Genomic DNA, 18,818 nt, shown 5'->3' with positions numbered 1-18,818 from the left:
TATATTCACAGATTTAAGTTTACCAGTGCACTGAATTTCTCTAGACTAAAATCCAAAGTTTAATACTTTAAATCAATAAAACTGAGTTCAGAAAAAAGAGTGTTGTATGCAAAAATTTCAAATCGGCGACCGCGTAACTTTGGCCTCTATGCCAGAATATGTTTTCGTGGTGATTAAGGCCAAAATTGATGGTTCTTATGTGATTGAGTCACTTGAAGGCAACAACTCTGTACTAAGCTATGACAATGTTTCAGCCGAAATGTTAAAAAGCTTTTTCGACAAAAACACCGTTATAAAATCATCTATTTTGTGGTGATTAAAACAGCATACTGTCGTAAATATACAGAATGCATATTTGAACAGATGACTTAAAGTATTTCTTCAAACGCCTAAGGTACATAAGAAATTGTTAGGCATCATGCATATTATTGATCTATAGTGATTTATACCTGTTGATATATATTTTCTTGAATGATGGTTAAATCACTATAAATAATAATGATGGTTTTTTTGCCGATTTGAACATTTTATTTGGCTTAAAAAAGTTATAATAACCTCAATAATCTTTGTTCTATCACGAGTCTAGAGAAACGCGATGTCCCCATTAGATCAAATTGCTCCAGCATCAGATGATCAATCCGAATTAACAATGTCGGTACTAATGACGCCAGATATGGCGAATTTTTCCGGTAATGTTCATGGCGGTACCATTCTGAAGTTACTGGATCAAGTTGCATACGCTTGTGCGAGCCGTTTTTCAGGTAGTTATGTAGTGACCTTATCTGTAGATAAAGTCAATTTTAAAGAGCCGATTCATGTGGGTGAGTTGGTCACTTTCTTGGCTTGTGTGAATCATGTGGGACGTACTTCCATGGAAATTGGTATTCGTGTTGAAGCACAAAATATTCAAAAACGTACTGTGCGTCATACCAATAGTTGCTACTTCACCATGGTTGCAGTAGATGAAAATGGCAAACCTAAGCCAATTCCACAATTAAATTTGGACAATGACTGGAAACGTTGTCGTTTTGAAGCGGCTGAGCAACGTAAAATTGCACGTTTACAAGAAAATCATCATCCATCTTGCAGTATCTACAAAAAATCGATGCACAATTAAGTGTAAGGTTTTAAAAATAAAAGGTCACTTATGTGGCCTTTTTTTATGCGCGGATGATGATGGTAAATAGCCTTTAATATGCATAGATGTAAGAAAGTAAAGCTTAAGATTCCTCGTACTCGGCTGGGCAGTTACAGCATATTAATTTAATCCGAGTATTCCACTAAAGTTTAAGCTCGATTGGTCGATTAGCAGTAGTACATGCATTAAATTCGGCATAAAATAAAACGATACGTATCGTTTCGATATTCAGAAAAATTCACTTGATCGCATAGCACCCATACACAAAAGTGCGATGTGATGTATACCGGATAAGCGTGTTATGAATGATGCAGAAAAAACATCAAGGCGTAAGCAATGCATACTTAAAGCAGTGAATGAAGCGTTACTTGAGGTCGATTACAGCAGGCTTAGTATTGAAGATATTGCAGCCCGTGCAGGTGTAGGCAAGTCAACTATTTACCGCTGGTGGAATCATAAGTCTGATTTGGTTTTTGATGCGTTTAAAGAAAATACGGAGTCGGTTTTTGATTTGGACTTTAGCCAAACGATGCAATACAACTTAACGCAGCAACTTGTGAAGTTATCTGTTGCACTTAATCATCAAGTTGGGCGTGCACTGTTGGTGGTGATGGCTGAGCATCGCGAAGCGGCGGGGAGTTTTTTTAAACAATATTTATTGCCTCGTCGCGAGCAAACACGAAAGTTAATTCAATTGGCCATCGAGCGTGAAGAGATTCGTGCCGATTATGATTTTGAATCGATGCTCGACATGCTGTACGGCGCGATTCATTATCAAATTATTTTTTTTAATGCCGTGCCCGATCAGTCTTATATTGAAAATATTATCAAGGTTGCGCTGACGCCAGTTTTGCTATCCGAGCAGGGTGTGCCATAAATGACTCAACATGTACATGAGGCACCAGAGCATTTATGGAATCGCTCTTTTATATTGTGCTTATGCAATAACTTATTTCTGTTTATTTATTATTTTGCCACGCTCACCGTATTGCCCATTTACATCATGCAAGATTTGGGTGGCAGTGTAAAAGAAGCGGGTTTAGCCCTCACGCTATTTTTAGTTTCCTCCATTGCGATTCGGCCATTTTCGGGCTTAATTGTACAAAAATGGGGGAAGAAACCATCACTGCGTTATTCAGGTTTGCTATTTGTTCTCTTTACTTTCAGTTATTTACTCATTGATAGTCTGTGGAGCTTGTTGTTAGTTCGCTTCCTACACGGCTTTTGGTTCAGTATTTTGACCACAGTGAATGTGCCTGTGGTAAATGATTTTATTCCTGATCGCCGTAAAGGTGAGGGCATGGGCTATTTTGTGATGTCGACCAATTTAGGTGCGGTGTTTGGCCCATTGCTCGCACTCAGCATTATTCAGTTTTCTAATTTTACAGTGTTATTTGCATTGCTCACTGGAGTGACATTTATTGGTTATGCATTTTGCTTAACGCTTAAAGTAGAAGACAATTCAGTACGAAAGACTGTTGAAAAGAGTTCAGCTGAAACACCAACACAGCAGCCCAGTAAAGGCATTGGTTTACACGATATTGTGGAAACCAAAGTGTTGCCGATTAGTTTTGTGGCCATGTTAGTGGCGTTTTCATATTCGAGTGTTACCAGTTTTATTACGGCATTTGCAGACAGTAAAAACCTGTTGGCCTATGCCAGTTTATTTTTCATTGTTTTTGCAGTCTCGATGATTACTGTGCGTCCATGGGTGGGCAAGCGCTATGATCAGAAAGGGCCGAGCTCTGTGATTTACCCGTCATTTATTGCATTTTTTATTGGTCTGATTATTGTAAGCTTTATGCAAAACCAGTGGATTTTATGGCTATCTGCGGTCTTTATTGGCGTGGGATATGGGTCTTTATTTCCATGTATGCAAACTATGGCGATTCAGGCTGTGTCAAAGCAACGAATGGGGCATGCAATTTCAACTTTTTTTGCTTTATTCGACATTGGATTGGCGGTAGGCTCAGTGATTATGGGCTTCCTGATTGCCAAATTTGATTATCAATTTACCTATTTATTTTGTGCTTTGATGGTACTGTTTACTTTACTGATTTATCGCGTATTGGCAGTGCCTGCAAGTGTACAATCTCAAACATTCAACAAGGGGTAAAATGTGGAATTGCGTCATTTACGTTATTTTGTAGCAGTTGCTGAAGAGCTCAATTTTACCAAGGCTGCCCAGCGCATGTGTACGGTGCAACCATCGTTAAGCCAACAAATTAAAGACTTAGAACATGAAGTGGGTGTGCAGTTATTAATACGTTCAAACCGTAAAGTTGAGCTGACTGAAGAAGGGAAAGCTTTTTTAAAAGAAGCGCATTTAAGTTTAGAACATGCCGAAAAAGCGATTATTGATGCACGTCAAATTGCCCAGTTGAATAAAGAGCAATTAAATATTGGCTTTGTGCCTGTGGCGGAAATGAAGGTGTTTCCGTATATCATGCCGAATATTCGTGCGAAGTTCCCTGAGCTTAAAATTCACTTTCATAGCTTAACCGATAGTGACCAGCTTAAAGCCTTACAGCGCGGTGAAATTGATATTGCCTTTACGCGATATGCTGCAGACTCGGCAGACATCGAAACGATTCAAGTATTTACTGAACCATTGGCCTTAATTATTCCAAAAGACTGTAGCGCTGCTCAGCAACGACACATCAGTATTAAAACGTTTAATCAGCAAGATTTTATTGTGAGTGATGAACATTCATCACCTGAGCTATATCGGATTATTCAGGGTTTCTTTAAGCAATCAAAGCTGGATGTAAACGTGGTTCAGTATTCGACCAATATTTTGCTGAATGTTAACTTGGTGGGTATGGGGGTCGGTTGGAGTTTGGTCCCTTCTTATGTAATTCCTTTATTGGGGGATAAAATCGTGGTGAAAAGCACGATTGAACCTTTGCCAATGATTGGGCTGTATGCGAGTTACCATAAAGAAAAACGTAATGAGGCGATTGAGCTGATATTGAAAGTGCTAAGAGAGCAGTTCTATATGGATTTCTCACCGCTTTAAACAAGCGGTGATGTTCATTTTAAAATTAAAAGCCAGTTCTAGAGACTGGCTTTTTTGTACTTAAACTTTCTCAGATCAAGATTGAATCTAATTTAAATAGGCAATGATCTAAAACGTGGTAATTAAATAAGCTTAGGAAATGATTTTGATTTCTCTAGTCACTGCTAATCCTTAGGCAAACGCTCTCCATGATTTTATTCGAGATATACAACAAGATCTGAATATGAAGTTACCGTGGCTGATCTACATATCTAATCATCCATTCATCTGTATTGAAATATTCGCTCCACCCGTTACAGCTATGACTCAAGAGTATCCGCTCATCTGAATTTAAATGAGTTTATATATTGAACTCAATTTTTGTGAATGTATAAAAAAAGCCACGCTAATGCGTGGCTTCTTGAACTGTGATCCATAAGAAGTGGATCAGCAATTTAGTGCATTATTTTGCATGCAATTTAGCGAATAATTGTTCGCTTACTGCGTTCATGCTTTGTGGAATAGCCAAAGCTGCTACAAAACGGTCAGGACGTAAAATTACGATAGAATCTGAAGTTTTGCCGAACCAAGTACGAATATCTGTACCGATATCACCAATGGTAATCACACCATCAAACTTCTTACGGTTTTCATTGCCCAATTGAACCGCTGGAATCACTTGGATGAATTTAACACCCAGTTTTTGCCATTGTTTCATATTTGCTTCAGACAGACCCCATTGTGGATCTACACCCCAAGCGATGACAGCAAAATCATTTCCAATCACTTCATCGAGTAAAATGGTTTCACCATTTTCAAGTTTGACCTGTGGTTGAATAAACATTTTGCCTACAGGGCTGTCTTTACTGTTGTTTGTCACCAAAGCGCCGTCATTGTATTTAGGCATTGGTTTAAAACGCATTTCAAGTAAGTACTGTTTGATTGGCTTGATGTAATTTAAGGCATACGCAATACCATCACGTACAAAACCTTGCCATTTTTTAGGTGGTGCAAGTACATGACCCGCCATCACAGATAGATCGATCATGGCTTTTGCATGGTCTTTACGTTCTACTTGGTAGGTATCTAGTAATTCAGGGCCAGCATTGCCTTTAACAACCAATGCGACTTTCCACGCCAAGTTGAAAGCATCACGCATACCGCTGTTATAGCCTTGACCTTGCCATACTGGCATGATGTGCGCAGCATCACCTGCAAGTAAAATACGGTCTACACGGAATTTATCGGCAATACGCGCATTGTGTGTATAAACACGTTGACGAATTACTTCAATACCATCTGTATTTGGCAATACTTTAGACAATAATTTTGCAATGTTTTCTGGTTTGCTAAGTTCTTCTTGAGTTTCACCTGGCATCACCATGAATTCGAAACGACGGATACCGTGTGGTAATGCAGCCGATACGTATGGACGAACAGGGTCACAGCATAAATAAATATGTGGTGTCGCTAATGGGTCGTTTTCAATATCAATAACGATCCATTGGTTTGGCGCAGTTTCACCTTCAAAAGGAACACCTAAAGTACGACGTACAATAGAGTTACCGCCATCACATGCAATGAGATATTTTGCAGTGATCACTTCTTCAACGCCGTCTTTATTTTTAACATTTAAAGTCACGCCATCAGCGTTTTGGCTAAAGTGTGTTAAATGACGTGCAAAGCGAACATCAGTGGTTTTGTATTGTTTTAAGCCTTGTAGTAAAACATTGTCCACTTGTGGCTGAATAAATGCGTTACGACGAGAGAAACCAAATTCACGTGTTAATGGCTGAATATCAGCAAAACAACGGCCTTTAGGTGTTAAAAAGCGCATTGCGTGATTTGGTGTAGTATGAGGAAGTACTTGGTCAACTAGGCCCAATGACTGAATGGTACGTAAAGATTCATCATCAATACCAATTGCACGTGGGTAATCAATTAGACTGTCGAGTTGCTCAACCACAGTGACTTGAACACCTTGTTTGCTCAAGTAGTTTGCAATCGTTAAGCCGACTGGGCCAGCACCCAAAACAGCGACTTCAGTAGTGTAATTTGCTTTATTGCTCATGTGCAAAGATCCAATCATTTGACATCCGTTGAGCGCTATTAAGGTCTAAGTGCTGAGTCTAAACAAGCTATGCATAAGTAGAGACTATGTATGCTATTTGTGACTTGTGAATTAAATTATTTAATTAAGATTATGATATAAAACAAAATAATTAAATAATGGGTATAGGTTTAGCTAATTTATCTATTCTTTTTTTCTATGGTTGATAGGCATTTTTGATCAAAAAAAGCGGAATAACCGTCATGATTATTCCGCTTTGAAAGTTGATTTGAGTTGTTGATTCAGCAGTCATCAACACAACCAACTTTATGGCAATAAATCTTTTTCTGGAGTAAAAAGAATTATTGTGCTGCAGGTGTTGGCGTTTCAGCAGACGCTTCAGAAGCAGGTGCAGCTGAATCAGTTGTTGCAGTCGCTTCAGTGTTTACAGGTTGTTCTTGTGTGCTCACAACCACTTTTTCAGTTTGTGTTTCAGTTGCTTGGTCTTGTGTGGCAGCAAAAGTTGTTAATGCTGTTGTTGATAAAAGTGTTGCGAATAATACTTGAGTTAATTTCATGATAGGGCATCCTTCAATTTAATTTAATATCTCCCAAACCAATGCATCACCATTCGTTTGGATGAAGAACATCCTAAAAGCTCAAACCAAGATGATCAATGTAGCTCACAAAAGTCGCGTGTAAGCATTACTTGTTGTCACATATCCATACGCTTTGTAGGGTAATTGTTGAAATAACGACTAGAAAATAGGCAAATGTTAATTATTGGTCTTCTGATCAGCTTTGAAACGATGATTTATATTCACAGTTGGGTTACATCAAATCGCCAAAGTGCTTGTTTTGAGAGAATATTCACATAACCATGTGTAAGATTTTATTTCAAATATGAATGATCTCAATTGATATTGATAAGTCCATCACATAAATGCTGTGTCGCAAAATTAGGCGCTACATAACCTCATATTCTAAGTCTTTGGACATTGAGCACATCAACTGCTTTGAGCTAGGGGGTCTCAAAAGCTTTGCACTTGCAAGGTGAGATCTGAGCAGTTATAAGCAGTATGTCTTGATGAAAAATCTGCCATGGGTGAAGTTTTGAAAATTATCGCAACGCCAAAAGTGATTCCCGTCCATATTATTTCTGGTTTTTTAGGCGCGGGAAAAACCACTTTACTCAAGCATTTGCTGAGCCAAAAGCCAGATGGTGAAGTGTGGGCGGTGCTGATGAATGAATTTGGTCAAATTGGGGTCGATCAGGCCTTGCTCCCACAAGACCAGGGCTATGCGGTCAAAGAGCTATTAGGAGGCTGTTTGTGCTGTAGTAGCCAAATGCCCATGCAAATTGCTTTATCGCGCTTATTAAGCGAAAACAAACCAGACCGCTTATTTATAGAGCCCACAGGTTTAGGTCATCCTGCACAACTTTTAGAGCAATTAACTGAGCCACATTGGCAGAGCCATTTAAACATGCGCGCGTTGGTGACAGTGGTGGATGCATCACGTTTGCATGATCATGAATGGAGCAAACAGCATTTATATGCGGATCAATTAAAAGCTGCTCATATTGTGGCATTGTCTCATGTGGATTGCATGTCGGATGAAGATCAACACGCCTTGGAGGCTTTAAAACTGGAATATCAACCTTATCAGCAGTTGTGGTTAGATGCGCCATTTGGACAGCTCAGCTTAGCTCAGCTAGATGTTGGCTACCAATACGGGACTCGAAAAATGCAACCGCTATTACAGCGTGTGAAACAGCAACCTGAGTTGGCCCAACAAGTAATCAAACAATTGCCTTATCATTATGTTGAAACTACGCAGGAATACAGCGTTGCAGGTTGGAAGCTACCAAAAAGCTGGCATTTTAATTTTATGGATCTGCTAGATTTACTCTGTGAACAGCAGGATTGGCTACGTATTAAAGGCATATTTTCTACAGATGCAGGTTGGAAAAGCTTTAACTTCAACCCTGCGCAGTTTAATTACCAATCTGTAGAAGAAGGCATAGATAATCGAATCGAGATGATTTACCGAACCAGCACAGAAGTGCGAGATTGGCTGGCTTTTGAAACTGCCCTGATGCAATGTCGTATTGTAGAGACTGAATAAGTGGATCTTTAACCATAGGGGGGTGAACAGTGTGCTCGACAATCTATGCTTAAGATTAGGATGAGCCTGCCGACTGAAAGTGAATCATCCGCTTTAGGTGAAGTTTAATCATCAGCAAAGCCACATTCAAACAGCGAAATCGAGTATGCTAAGCGCGAAATTTGAGGACTCAATGTATGGCGCTTAAAGCTACGATTTATAAGGCAGACTTGAATATTGCCAATATGGATGTACACCAATATGGTGACTTTCAATTGACCATGGCGCTGCATCCATCTGAAACCATTGAACGTCTTATGGTTCGTATTTTGGCTTATGCGCGTTATGCAGATGAAGCGCTAGAATTTACCAAAGATCTTTTTGAAACTGATGAACCAGCACTATGGGAAAAGGACCTCACTGGCCAGCTGATTAAATGGATTGAAGTGGGTTTACCAGATGAAGATAAAGTAAAAAAAGCCTGTGCGCGTTGCCAACAAGTGGCTGTGATTGCTTATGGTAGTTCAGTGGATGAGTGGTTTAAGCGTAACAGTAAGTTAAAAACGCTTAAAAATCTTGAAGTTTGGCAACTTTCAACTGCAACTACAGAAGCAATTCAAGCATTGTGTGAACGTACTATGCAGTTACAGCTGAACGTGATGGATGGTGAATGGACTTTAATTGGCGATTCAGCACAAGCGGTGATTGAGTGGGAACAATTAAAATAAGGTCAGTTTTATTGTAATTGCCCATATTGATATGGCCAGCTTGTTTCCAAGTTGTTCTATATAAAATGAAGAAAGATGCGGTTTAGGCTGCATCTTTCTTTTGTTTTTGGGTATATCTCAGGAATCTTCTTTGTATAAAAAATAACAATAGGTCAGGTCATGCCAGATGAGATTTATCATTTGCTGATTGCACTCGGTATTGGTGCAGTGATTGGTGCAGAGCGTGAATATCGCAGTAAATCCGCAGGCTTAAGAACCATGATTATGGTGAGTCTTAGCGCATGCTTATTAACCATGCTATCGCTGAAAATTGGGGTGGAAAATCCAGATCGTTTGGCAGCCAATATTTTAACGGGTTTAGGATTTTTGGGCGCTGGGGTAATTTTTAAAGATGATAATCGCATCTCTGGCATTACCACGGCCACCACCATTTGGATGACTGCAGCGCTTGGCATGGCGGTTGGTGCGGGATATATCGTGCTGAGTTTATTTGCTACCTTCGTGGTATTGGTCGTGCTGGTTTTACTCATGTATGTGCAAGAGTGGATAGAGCAACACCATCAGGCACGTAAATACCGTATTGTGTGCATGTATCAGCAAGAAACTTTAGATAAATATGAAGAGTTATTTAAGCGTTATGGCATGCAAGTGATTCGCAATGAACAATATAAAAGTGAACAAAAAATCGTTGGAAAATGGGTGCTCATTGGTTCCGCACAGCATCATCGGCAGTTAACCGATTATTTGTTGGATGACCGCGATATTTTAGAATTAAGTTTTTAGATCTATATCATGCAATATGAAGACACATAAGCGCTTTGACAATATCAAGTCGATGAGCTGTTATAATAGGGCTATCTTGTTATATGTGATTAGGCAAAGACGATGTCAAACGAACTCGAAATTATTGATTTAAAAATTGGCGAAGGTAAAGAAGCAGTTAAAGGTGCCTTAATTACCACGCATTATACGGGTTGGTTAGAAGATGGAACCAAGTTTGACTCTTCAATTGATCGTGGGAATTATTTTGAAACTGTAATTGGTACTGGCCGTGTGATTAAAGGTTGGGATCAAGGGATTATGGGCATGAAAGTTGGCGGTAAACGTAAACTTTTAGTACCTGCACATTTAGCGTATGGCGAACGTAAAATGGGCAAAATTATTCCTGCTAATTCAAACTTAATTTTTGAAATTGAATTATTTGATGTAAAAACACGTGATTAATTGCGGAAAATGATGCTGGTGATAAGCAGTGCATGCTGTTTATCACTAAATAGAAAAAACATTTGTCGATTCAGTAATTTAAACGTACATTAAGTTTGGTGTGCAAAATATCTAAATAAATTGGATGCTCAAATTAGTGTCGATGGTTATGAATTTTCTGTGCAAATTAAAAACAGGGTTGTTTTTAGGCTGGTTGCTCATCTGCATATCACCTGTGGTTTTTGCACAGTATGAACCAGAGCCAGAGTCCTATTATTCAAACCATCAGGTCCATTATCTTAATTTTAATTCTGACAATACCATTGCCTTAGGTGGTGACTGGTTATTTTATCCAAATCATTTATTACGTGACCCCAATAGCGTACTGCGAGCAGAAGCAGTACAACTTCCTAGTGCCTTGGAAAAAGTTCTCGGTTCAAATCGTGGTTATGGCACTTATGTTGCGCATTTTCGCTTACCTCAACATGCTATAGGGCGCCGTGTAGCTATTAAAATTCCGCATCAATATGGCGCCTATAAGATTTTTTTAAATGGCGACTTGTTGATTCGCGCAGGTGAAGTCAATGCAGATTTGGGTAAAATTGAAGTCGAGAAAGCCCCTAAAATTGCCTACTTTGTCGCGAATCATGCGTATTTTACGCTCAGTATTCAGGTTGCCAATGCATCTGAATTACACGGTGGTCTAGAAAATCCACTACGAATTGGTTTAGCTCGTAATATTAATCGGCAGTTTCAACAGCAACAAATGAGTATCGCCGCGGTATGTGGTGCAGTGCTGGGGGTGAGTTTATTCACTTTATTATTTTCAATTTTTCGTGGCCCATTAATACGTGAAAGTCAAAAGCAATTTGTTTTCGGTCTGTTTATTCTATTTTTGGCCTTACATAATCTTTTTACAGCGCCGTATGCCTATACCACGTTTACTACATTGGATTGGAAATTAGGCGCACGCTTAGAATATTTATTTAGCTACATCGCGATTTTATTTTTCCTCAGCTATATTTTTATGCTGAACCGTAAATATTTACATCCCTATATTTATGGGGTGTCCGTTGTCCTCCTAAGTATAAATATGGGTGCGGTCTGTGTGCTAGAACCAGAGCAGTTTGGTCAATTGGGCATGTATTGTGCGGTCTTTTGCTTGCCGATAATTATTAATTTTATTTATGGTTTTACGCGAACTTTAAAACTCAAACAAAGTTATTCGGTGTGGAATCTTTGGGCCGTTATTTTCTTGTGTAGTGCATTTTTAAATGACTTCTTGCTGATGGCCAATGTGATTGATTCGGTATATTTATCATTTGTGGCGACCAGCTTATATGCCTTGTTAATTATGTTCCAGCAATCCAGAAATTATGCGTTTTATACATATCATACCGAGCAATTAAATACGCGTTTGCGTGAGCTCAACAGTTCACTCGATCAAAAAGTAAAAAGCCGTACTGAAGAATTGCATAACTTAAATGCGAAGTTAGAGTTGCAAGTCAAAACTGATGCGCTTACAGGTGCTTTCAATCGTTATGCATTAAATCTTGAGATTCAACAGCTCTTTGATTTAACGCCAACGTATTCAGATAAAACTTTGATTTTTGCTATGTTGGACGTCGATTATTTTAAAAACTATAACGACTATTATGGACACCTTAAAGGCGACGTGATTTTACAAAGTTTGGTGAAGGTATTAAAGATGAGCCTGCCTGACACTGCATTTTTGGCACGCTATGGTGGTGAAGAATTTGCTATTGTCATGCACAACGTACCCATTCCAGTGGCAGAGCAGTATTTACTGCAGGTTTTGGATGCGGTGCGTCAGCAACAATTTGAGCACCTGAATCGAACTGATGGCAAAAACTACGTCACATTAAGCGTTGGAGTCGCCTATAAAAACCGTGAACACCCTTATGCAAATATTCATGAATTAATGAAAGCTGCGGATGTTCAATTATATGCTGCAAAACAAGCGGGCAGGGATCAACTTAAGGTGAGTCTACATTAAGGTAAAGCCTAATTTTAAAAGAATTATAGCGGGCTTAACTGTTTGACTAACAGTAAAGAATCACTATCGGAGGGTTCAGGGCGTTCGAAGCCATATTTTTGGTAAAATGGCAATGCAGTCTGCGTGCTTTCTAAGCTCAATTGAGTGATATTTTTGGTGGTGCAGGTTTCAAATAATTTGAGTAAAAGTGCTTTACCAAAGCCACGTAGTTGCATCTCAGGGGCAACGTAATTCAGTAGAATATTTCCTTGATCATTCACCATAATAACGCCCGCAATGCGGTATTCGTCTACATAGACCCAGCTGTCGTTATAGAGCATCCATAGGGTTAAGTTTGCTTGACTCATTTCTTCAAGTAGAATCTGAATGCTACTTTCATCACGTTGATGATCGTCTATACAGGTACGAATACTTTCGTGAATAATCCTTAATATATGCGGTATATCTTCAATCCTTGCTTCGCGTATCATATTTTTTTCTAATTGATCCATCTGAAAATAATTTTAATTTCACAAGAAAAAGGTTAAACATAAAAGCCAAGAACTGTTGCATTGTGATGCATTTCTGAAGCATTTGTGCCAGAGTTTTATGTTGTATGGCAGTTATGTTGTGCTTATAAGGTGACTTTGTTTTGAATATGTGATTTCACAGCAAGATAATATGGCTGGGTGATAGCGGATTTGCATGCGCCAACCAGAAGAATAATAATGAGACGAGTACATAGATCTACAGGGGAAAAATAATGCTCAAATTTTTATTGTGGATTTGTGTTGTTATTGTCCTGAGTGTGCTCTGGATGGTAATTAAAAAGATTGCTAAAAAGCAGCGCTATGTTGAACGGTTACAGCGTTATCAAGCACCAGAAAAACAGGCCAATATTAGCTCACAAACTACGGCACAAAACGATAGCCTGACGCATGTGGTGGATGAGTACGAGCAACAATTGTTTGATGATATTGCCACTATGTTTTGTGAAAGCCATTATGAGGTGAATACAATGGATGAGGCCAAAGCTTTGCAGGCAGAGATCCTACGTAAAATGCCTGTGAGCTGCAAAACTCAGATTCGCGCCTTAGATTTAAATGAGTACTCAATTTATTGGAATTTTTACGAGCAATCTTTGGAATATTATATAGGGCAATATGGTGTGTTTTATACGCATGTAGATCGCTTAGGAACAGAGCATAAAAGAGAAATCACCAAGGCCACATTTGTAGAATGATCTCAAGTTTGCCCTGAGATCATCTTTACTGTATGTGCTAACGCTAGACATAAAACCAGTTGTTCCAATCTAATTCATTTTACTGACAAATTTAAGCGGATTTCTGTGCAGATACATCTTGAGTAAATGTATTGAGCATATCATCCCACAGTTTTTCTGCGCCTTTGCGGAAATACCCCATGTGACCAATGGCTTTTAAGCCTAAATCTTTGGCTTGCACATCAATATAATGTAATGGTGCCTGACGATAATGTTGCATAAATGCCTGTCGTGATGTTGGTAAAGCCCAATCATCGTCTAAGGCTGCAACTGCATAAATTGGGGTTTTGACTTGTGCATATTGTGCGTGCAAATGCTGTTGCTCAGGATCTGCAAAGAAGTAGTGCGGATGCTTACACCACTGGCGCCATTGACGATAAACATCAAGAGGTAGATCGGCCCCCATATTAAATTTACTCCATGGTAAATACCCATGGACAGCCACAACGGGTGGGAAAACAATATTCCAAATAACTTGCACCTGAATTTTAGTTTTGAGGGGCATATAACCATGCCAGCCAGCACCTGTGCCAAAGCAGTACATCATTCTGACTTGCGCATGATTGCGTGTTAGTCCAAGCGCTTGTCCACCGTAAGAATGCCCGACCATATAAATGGGTAAGTCATCATTGGTCAAATAGTCGATAGCTGCAGTTAAGTCATATTCGCCCCAATCTAAATAGGACATACGAAAATTTTGGAGTTGAGCAGGTGCAGACTGTGCGATACCTCGGTAGTCGAAGGTGAGTACTTGAAAACCCTGTGTAGTTGCATAAGTTGCAAAACGGCGATAAAAGCCTTGGGGTACACCTGTTGCACTGGCCACAACAATACTGGCTTTGGGCTGTTTGCATGTGTATAAATGTGCACAAATACTGTAACCATCTGCTGTACTGATATACACAGGTTGAACGTTTTCATCGGTCTGGGTGTTTTGTGTCATAGAAGGCTCTTATTGTTTTATGCGTTTCAAAGATAATATCAGCTGTTTTCAAGTTCCATTTTTGTACTTGATTGCTCATATTGTCAAATGATCGCTGTAAACGCATGGGTTCACATCACACATTAAAAAAACTTGAAGCGCACAACATAAAGAGGATTGCAGTTATTGTATTTTTTTCCATAATAACGCTTTCAAAATAAAGTAGGCGACAGGCATGTCGGAGCTTGAAATCATTGCCGTAGTGGTGAGTTGTATTGCGGTTGCGTTGACGGTATGTCGCCACATGTTGTGTTGGCCTTTTAATTTATTGGCTTATGTACTGTATGCATTTATTTTCTTTGACTATAAATTGTATGGCGAAACCATTCTGCAAGTCTTATTTATGGGTTTGGCGGTATATGGCTTTTTACAGTGGAAGCAAGGCAAAGCCACAGATCATGATATTCGTATCGAAGTATTATCGCAGCACAAGCTCTGGCTACAAATCATTGCGACTGCAATTTTTGGTGCAATTTTTGGCGCATGTCTAAAATATTTAACCGATGCGGCTGTACCGTGGTTAGATGCACAATTGGCTGCTTTTAGCTTATTGGCTACTTATTGGACCAGTCGAAAATATATTGCGACTTGGGTACTTTGGGTGGTGGTCGATATTATTTATGTGGGTATGTTTATTTATAAAGACTTATTACTCACGGCAGCTTTATATGCGCTATTTGTGTTGTTGGCAGTATATGGTTGGTATACATGGTTGAAGGTGAAACATAAACAGCAAGTCATAACGAGTCCTTAAGCTTTATAACTGGAGGACGTATGTTAATTGATTTCAAGCTTGAGCAACAAAAGCAGTTTGACATGATGGCTGAGAGAATTTACCAAGCCCCTGAACAGTACTTAAGTTTTGCTCAGTTGAGCGATGCTTATTCGAGCCCATGGTTAAAGGTATTTCCCAAGACAACGCAGGTGATGGTGTCGGGTTTGGATGATGGTGCTGAGCAATATTGCATGAAACTACAATTCTTAGCCCAATATCTACAGATTGATTATGCAGAGCAAATGACTGTGCTTTGGTGTGATCGTTTTGGGAAAAAGCATGTGTTAAAACTGGATGAATCTACATTTTAAGGCATTAAGCTAGGCAATTTTATATTGCATGATCGGGTGCTAGTGGAGGAATAACGTGAGTTCAAACTATGACGGATCATCCTGTTATAGGCCTGTGTGCCATTGAAATGTGGATTTGTAGTCAATGTAAAGTCTAGCCTTAGATTGTTTAATAGTATATGTTATTCAATAGCATAAGCTATAAATCAAACTGTAATGCTACAGTGATGAATACAACAATAAAACGAAATATAAAAAGGGTATAACATGGCGCATCAATTTACTGTGCAAGCTTCAATTCAAGGCATTTCTTTACAAGACTTTAAACGTTTAGCGGCCCAAACAGAATTACACGAAGCTGTGTGTAAGCGCATTCCAGGTGAGCAACTGGAAATTATTCAATCTGAAAAAACTGGGGATATTTACACCCTTAAACGTGCTTATAATTTAGATGTCAAAATTCCGGATACCGCGAAGAAATTTTTGAAAGATGCTTTTCGTTTACATCGTACGGATGTGAGTAATTTGGAAGCAATGACCTCTGAAGTGACTTTGAACCCTAATTTGCCTTTGAAAGCCAATTGCCAGCGACGTGTAACTGGTGATGATTCACATGTCGCTTTTCATTTGGATTGGAATATTAATGTTAAAGTTCCATTGATTGGTGGGATGTTAGAACGTCATGCTGAAAGTGAAATTCGTCGTTTTAGCCAAGTAGAAATTGAAATTATTGAAGATGAATTACGCAAGCATTTATAAGTCTAATGAGCCGAGTTAGCTTAGAGCGAAAAATGCAGTTGAATTTAAGTCTGATCTGTATTTTGTGATAAAAAAAAGAGCAGTTGAACTGCTCTTTTTTTAATTTTCAGATATTCGCAGTGCTGGAAAAAATGTGCGAGCACATGGTTGATTTAGCTGGGGCGAAAGTTATTTTTTTCAAACCGCGTACGATAGAGCATTGCGGTTAAGAAGGTCACCATACACACGACCCAAATATAATACAAAGCACCAATCGGGCTAAACGCGCTTAACCACTGTACCAGTGGTAAAGTAATACCCCCTGCAATGGCATAGGCCAAATTATATGAAAATGAAATACCCGTAAAACGGATTTGTGCAGGGAACATTTTTACCATGCTATAAGACACCATACCGACCGTACCTGAGCTAAAGCCCAGTAGCATATACAGTGCAAAGACGGTTGAAGGTGCAACATGGCCTAAACTGTTGTAAAACACAGTTGCCACTACGGCTACGAGCAAAGAGCCACATAGCATGACTTTGCCAGCCCCTAAGCGATCTGCCAGTAAGCCCGCAACTATACAGCCAGCCATTTGCATAATAATGGCCGCACTTTGCATTTTAAACGCATCAGCACGCTCATAACCAAAGCCTGTGCTGAGTAAATTTGGCATGGCTAAAATGAGGACGACCACACAGCCAGTTAAGAACCACGTAAATAACATGCCAATCACAACAGCAGTTTTATGTTTGGCAAGTACTTGCTTCACAGGCAGCTCTTTTGCAAGCGCTTTTTTCTCTTGCATGGCTTTAAATACTGGAGTTTCTTTGAGATAGCTACGTAAATACAAGGCAATAAAGCCAAAAATACCGCCCAAAATAAATGGAATACGCCATGCCCAGTCGTGTATTTCAGCTTCAGTAAATTTAAGCGAAATAAACAGAGACATTAATGCGCCCAATAAAATTCCCAGAGAAAGCCCAGCTGTAAGTAGACCATTGGCAATCCCAATTTTCTTTTCTGGTACATGCTCCGATACAAACGTCCATGCTGCTGGAATTTCACCACCAATGGCAATCCCTTGGATCATACGCATAAGGAGTAACAACAATGGCGCTGCATAACCAATACTTTCAAAGGTTGGCATTACACCAATGAGCAAAGTAGGTAAGGCCATCAGTAAGATAGACAAACTAAATAAGCGTTTGCGGCCGACTAAGTCACCAAAGTGTGCCATCACGACACCACCCAATGGGCGGAAGAAGTAACCCGCTGCAAAAATACCGTAGGTATTGAGCATGGCCCAAAAAGGGCTCAGCGTACTTGGGAAAAATAGTTCAGAAATAATTTTGGCGTAAAAAACATAAATCACGAAGTCATAGAACTCAAGTGCGCCACCTAAGGAGGAGAGGCCGAGTGTCCGTTTGTCTTCACGAGTTAAGCGTGGATGAGCGTCCATGCAAAAAATCCAAGTTAAAACAGGTCAGTATTCGTGGATTGTAGATAAGCGATATATTGATGAATAATCAAACTTTATTGGTGGTTTTATAACTTTTAATTATATAATTTTGTGCTACTTATCATGTAAATACTAAAATTTTTTGTGCTTTAGACTTCGTTTATAACCGAAGAAATTTTGGAATAACGCAAAGTACAAGGCCTAGCGCTAACATGATGCTGATGTTTTCGATAAAATAAGGGTACATAATAAGAACAATACCGCAGATCAGGGGCACAGATTTTTGTTGCTTTTTACCATATAAAAAATAGCCGAAGCCGATGGAACTAAACAGCACGCCTAATAAAAGTACAGTCGCGTTCACGCTAATTTCCTTCCTGCAAAACTACATATATAGCAACAGGAACTGAAAATTAACTTAAGTTTATGTGTATCAGTATTTTATATCTCGATCACTCAATCGCGAGATGACATTGATTAAGATGAGTGGGTTTCTGTGGTTGCATTGGTTTTGGCAAAACGACCATATATTAGCCGTGCCAATAAAATACATAAGATGACCGCGCTAATAATGACGATTTTATGTTGATGAGGAAGTAACATGTGCCAAAAAATATGTAGCCAATGACTGATTTGTAATCCAACACTGACCACTACAAAGGCCCAGATAAAGCTGGCGATCAAATTAACCATTAAATAGCGCAGTGCTGGATAATGCATAATGCCAAAGCTCATGGGGATAATGGTTCTTAAACCCCATAAAAAACGCATGAGTAAAATAGCAACTGTGGGATAACGCGCAATAATTTGGCTGGCACGTTCAAATTTTTGATTCAGCCGTGGACGACTTTGGATAAAGCTATAACCATATTTTGCACCAATGAAATAATACAGTTGATCCCCGAGAAAGCCACCAATCATGGCAATACCCACCAAGGGCCAAAAAGATAAAATGTGTTGATGTACCGCGTATGAACCGAGCATTAATACGGTTTCGCCCTCAAAAAATGCACCGACAAATACAGCCAGATAGCCGTAATGTTGCAATAAGGCAGACCAGTCAAACATA

The 18,818-nt window shown here is 39.3% G+C and carries 21 protein-coding genes; 14 read left to right on the top strand and 7 right to left on the bottom strand.

What is annotated here, in order from left to right; genetic code table 11:
* The first annotated feature begins 106 nt into the window (after positions 1–106).
* From D9K81_RS10470 to D9K81_RS10450, 5 genes are all read left to right on the top strand, one after another.
* Positions 107–316, top strand: coding sequence for a hypothetical protein (locus tag D9K81_RS10470; RefSeq protein WP_120375148.1), 210 nt, complete (start codon positions 107–109; stop codon positions 314–316).
* A gap of 279 nt (positions 317–595) precedes the next feature.
* Entirely contained in the window at positions 596–1,117 is a 522-nt protein-coding gene (locus D9K81_RS10465; protein ID WP_106985050.1) for an acyl-CoA thioesterase, read from the top strand.
* Between the two features lie 322 nt (positions 1,118–1,439).
* On the top strand, positions 1,440–2,015 hold the full coding sequence (locus D9K81_RS10460) for a TetR/AcrR family transcriptional regulator (protein WP_120375149.1): 576 nt from the start codon (positions 1,440–1,442) through the stop codon (positions 2,013–2,015).
* A complete protein-coding gene (locus D9K81_RS10455) occupies positions 2,016–3,254 on the top strand; it encodes an MFS transporter (protein WP_120375150.1) in 1,239 nt (412 codons plus the stop codon).
* Between the two features lie 3 nt (positions 3,255–3,257).
* On the top strand, positions 3,258–4,157 hold the full coding sequence (locus tag D9K81_RS10450) for a LysR substrate-binding domain-containing protein (RefSeq protein WP_120375151.1): 900 nt from the start codon (positions 3,258–3,260) through the stop codon (positions 4,155–4,157).
* 442 nt (positions 4,158–4,599) lie between these two features.
* Here D9K81_RS10450 and D9K81_RS10445 read toward each other — a convergent pair whose 3' ends face one another.
* Together D9K81_RS10445 and D9K81_RS10440 are read right to left on the bottom strand one after the other, a co-directional pair.
* Complete coding sequence (locus D9K81_RS10445; protein WP_120375152.1) at positions 4,600–6,207, bottom strand: bifunctional 3-(3-hydroxy-phenyl)propionate/3-hydroxycinnamic acid hydroxylase; 1,608 nt, start codon at positions 6,205–6,207, stop codon at positions 4,600–4,602.
* A 341-nt stretch (positions 6,208–6,548) separates the two neighbouring features.
* On the bottom strand, positions 6,549–6,764 hold the full coding sequence (locus D9K81_RS10440) for a hypothetical protein (protein WP_120375153.1): 216 nt from the start codon (positions 6,762–6,764) through the stop codon (positions 6,549–6,551).
* Positions 6,765–7,299: 535 nt separating this feature from the next.
* Here D9K81_RS10440 and D9K81_RS10435 point away from each other — a divergent pair.
* From D9K81_RS10435 to D9K81_RS10415, 5 genes are all read left to right on the top strand, one after another.
* The gene (locus tag D9K81_RS10435) at positions 7,300–8,313 is read left to right on the top strand and encodes a CobW family GTP-binding protein (RefSeq protein ID WP_120375203.1); all 1,014 of its coding nucleotides are present in this window, start codon (positions 7,300–7,302) and stop codon (positions 8,311–8,313) included.
* A gap of 176 nt (positions 8,314–8,489) precedes the next feature.
* A complete protein-coding gene (locus D9K81_RS10430) occupies positions 8,490–9,020 on the top strand; it encodes a YaeQ family protein (RefSeq protein WP_120375154.1) in 531 nt (176 codons plus the stop codon).
* 159 nt (positions 9,021–9,179) lie between these two features.
* Positions 9,180–9,803 (top strand): MgtC/SapB family protein, encoded by a 624-nt coding sequence (locus D9K81_RS10425; protein WP_120375155.1) that lies wholly within the window; start codon positions 9,180–9,182, stop codon positions 9,801–9,803.
* A 102-nt stretch (positions 9,804–9,905) separates the two neighbouring features.
* On the top strand, positions 9,906–10,244 hold the full coding sequence (locus D9K81_RS10420) for an FKBP-type peptidyl-prolyl cis-trans isomerase (protein WP_106985042.1): 339 nt from the start codon (positions 9,906–9,908) through the stop codon (positions 10,242–10,244).
* A 148-nt stretch (positions 10,245–10,392) separates the two neighbouring features.
* Positions 10,393–12,240: a GGDEF domain-containing protein gene (locus D9K81_RS10415; RefSeq protein WP_171406914.1), complete on the top strand. Its 1,848-nt coding sequence runs from the start codon at positions 10,393–10,395 to the stop codon at positions 12,238–12,240.
* A gap of 23 nt (positions 12,241–12,263) precedes the next feature.
* Here the strand turns inward: D9K81_RS10415 and D9K81_RS10410 are convergent, their stop codons facing one another.
* Positions 12,264–12,710 (bottom strand): GNAT family N-acetyltransferase, encoded by a 447-nt coding sequence (locus D9K81_RS10410; protein ID WP_120375204.1) that lies wholly within the window; start codon positions 12,708–12,710, stop codon positions 12,264–12,266.
* Positions 12,711–12,982: 272 nt separating this feature from the next.
* Between D9K81_RS10410 and D9K81_RS10405 the strand changes: the two genes are divergently transcribed.
* Positions 12,983–13,462 carry a hypothetical protein gene (locus D9K81_RS10405; protein WP_120375157.1) on the top strand — a complete coding sequence of 160 codons (480 nt, stop codon included), beginning with the start codon at positions 12,983–12,985 and terminating at the stop codon, positions 13,460–13,462.
* Positions 13,463–13,553: 91 nt separating this feature from the next.
* Here the strand turns inward: D9K81_RS10405 and D9K81_RS10400 are convergent, their stop codons facing one another.
* Positions 13,554–14,444, bottom strand: coding sequence for an alpha/beta hydrolase family protein (locus D9K81_RS10400; RefSeq protein ID WP_120375158.1), 891 nt, complete (start codon positions 14,442–14,444; stop codon positions 13,554–13,556).
* 214 nt (positions 14,445–14,658) lie between these two features.
* On the opposite strand from D9K81_RS10400, the gene pnuC reads away from it, so the two are divergent.
* From pnuC to D9K81_RS10385, 3 genes are all read left to right on the top strand, one after another.
* Positions 14,659–15,237: a nicotinamide riboside transporter PnuC gene (pnuC, locus tag D9K81_RS10395; RefSeq protein ID WP_120375159.1), complete on the top strand. Its 579-nt coding sequence runs from the start codon at positions 14,659–14,661 to the stop codon at positions 15,235–15,237.
* Between the two features lie 20 nt (positions 15,238–15,257).
* Positions 15,258–15,569, top strand: coding sequence for a hypothetical protein (locus tag D9K81_RS10390; protein WP_120375160.1), 312 nt, complete (start codon positions 15,258–15,260; stop codon positions 15,567–15,569).
* A 246-nt stretch (positions 15,570–15,815) separates the two neighbouring features.
* Positions 15,816–16,307: a DUF2505 family protein gene (locus D9K81_RS10385; protein WP_120375161.1), complete on the top strand. Its 492-nt coding sequence runs from the start codon at positions 15,816–15,818 to the stop codon at positions 16,305–16,307.
* 152 nt (positions 16,308–16,459) lie between these two features.
* Here D9K81_RS10385 and D9K81_RS10380 read toward each other — a convergent pair whose 3' ends face one another.
* From D9K81_RS10380 to D9K81_RS10370, 3 genes are all read right to left on the bottom strand, one after another.
* Positions 16,460–17,749 carry an MFS transporter gene (locus D9K81_RS10380; protein ID WP_120375162.1) on the bottom strand — a complete coding sequence of 430 codons (1,290 nt, stop codon included), beginning with the start codon at positions 17,747–17,749 and terminating at the stop codon, positions 16,460–16,462.
* A 160-nt stretch (positions 17,750–17,909) separates the two neighbouring features.
* On the bottom strand, positions 17,910–18,113 hold the full coding sequence (locus tag D9K81_RS10375; protein ID WP_120375163.1) for an amino acid transport protein: 204 nt from the start codon (positions 18,111–18,113) through the stop codon (positions 17,910–17,912).
* 113 nt (positions 18,114–18,226) lie between these two features.
* Positions 18,227–18,817 (bottom strand): DedA family protein, encoded by a 591-nt coding sequence (locus D9K81_RS10370; RefSeq protein WP_120375164.1) that lies wholly within the window; start codon positions 18,815–18,817, stop codon positions 18,227–18,229.
* Position 18,818 lies beyond the last annotated feature (1 nt).

It is taken from the genome of Acinetobacter chengduensis (assembly GCF_003664645.1).
In the GTDB taxonomy this organism is placed as follows: Bacteria; Pseudomonadota; Gammaproteobacteria; order Pseudomonadales; family Moraxellaceae; genus Acinetobacter; species Acinetobacter chengduensis.
The sequence above is the reverse complement of the archived record's forward strand: the minus strand, read 5'-3'. Positions and strand labels throughout refer to the sequence as shown.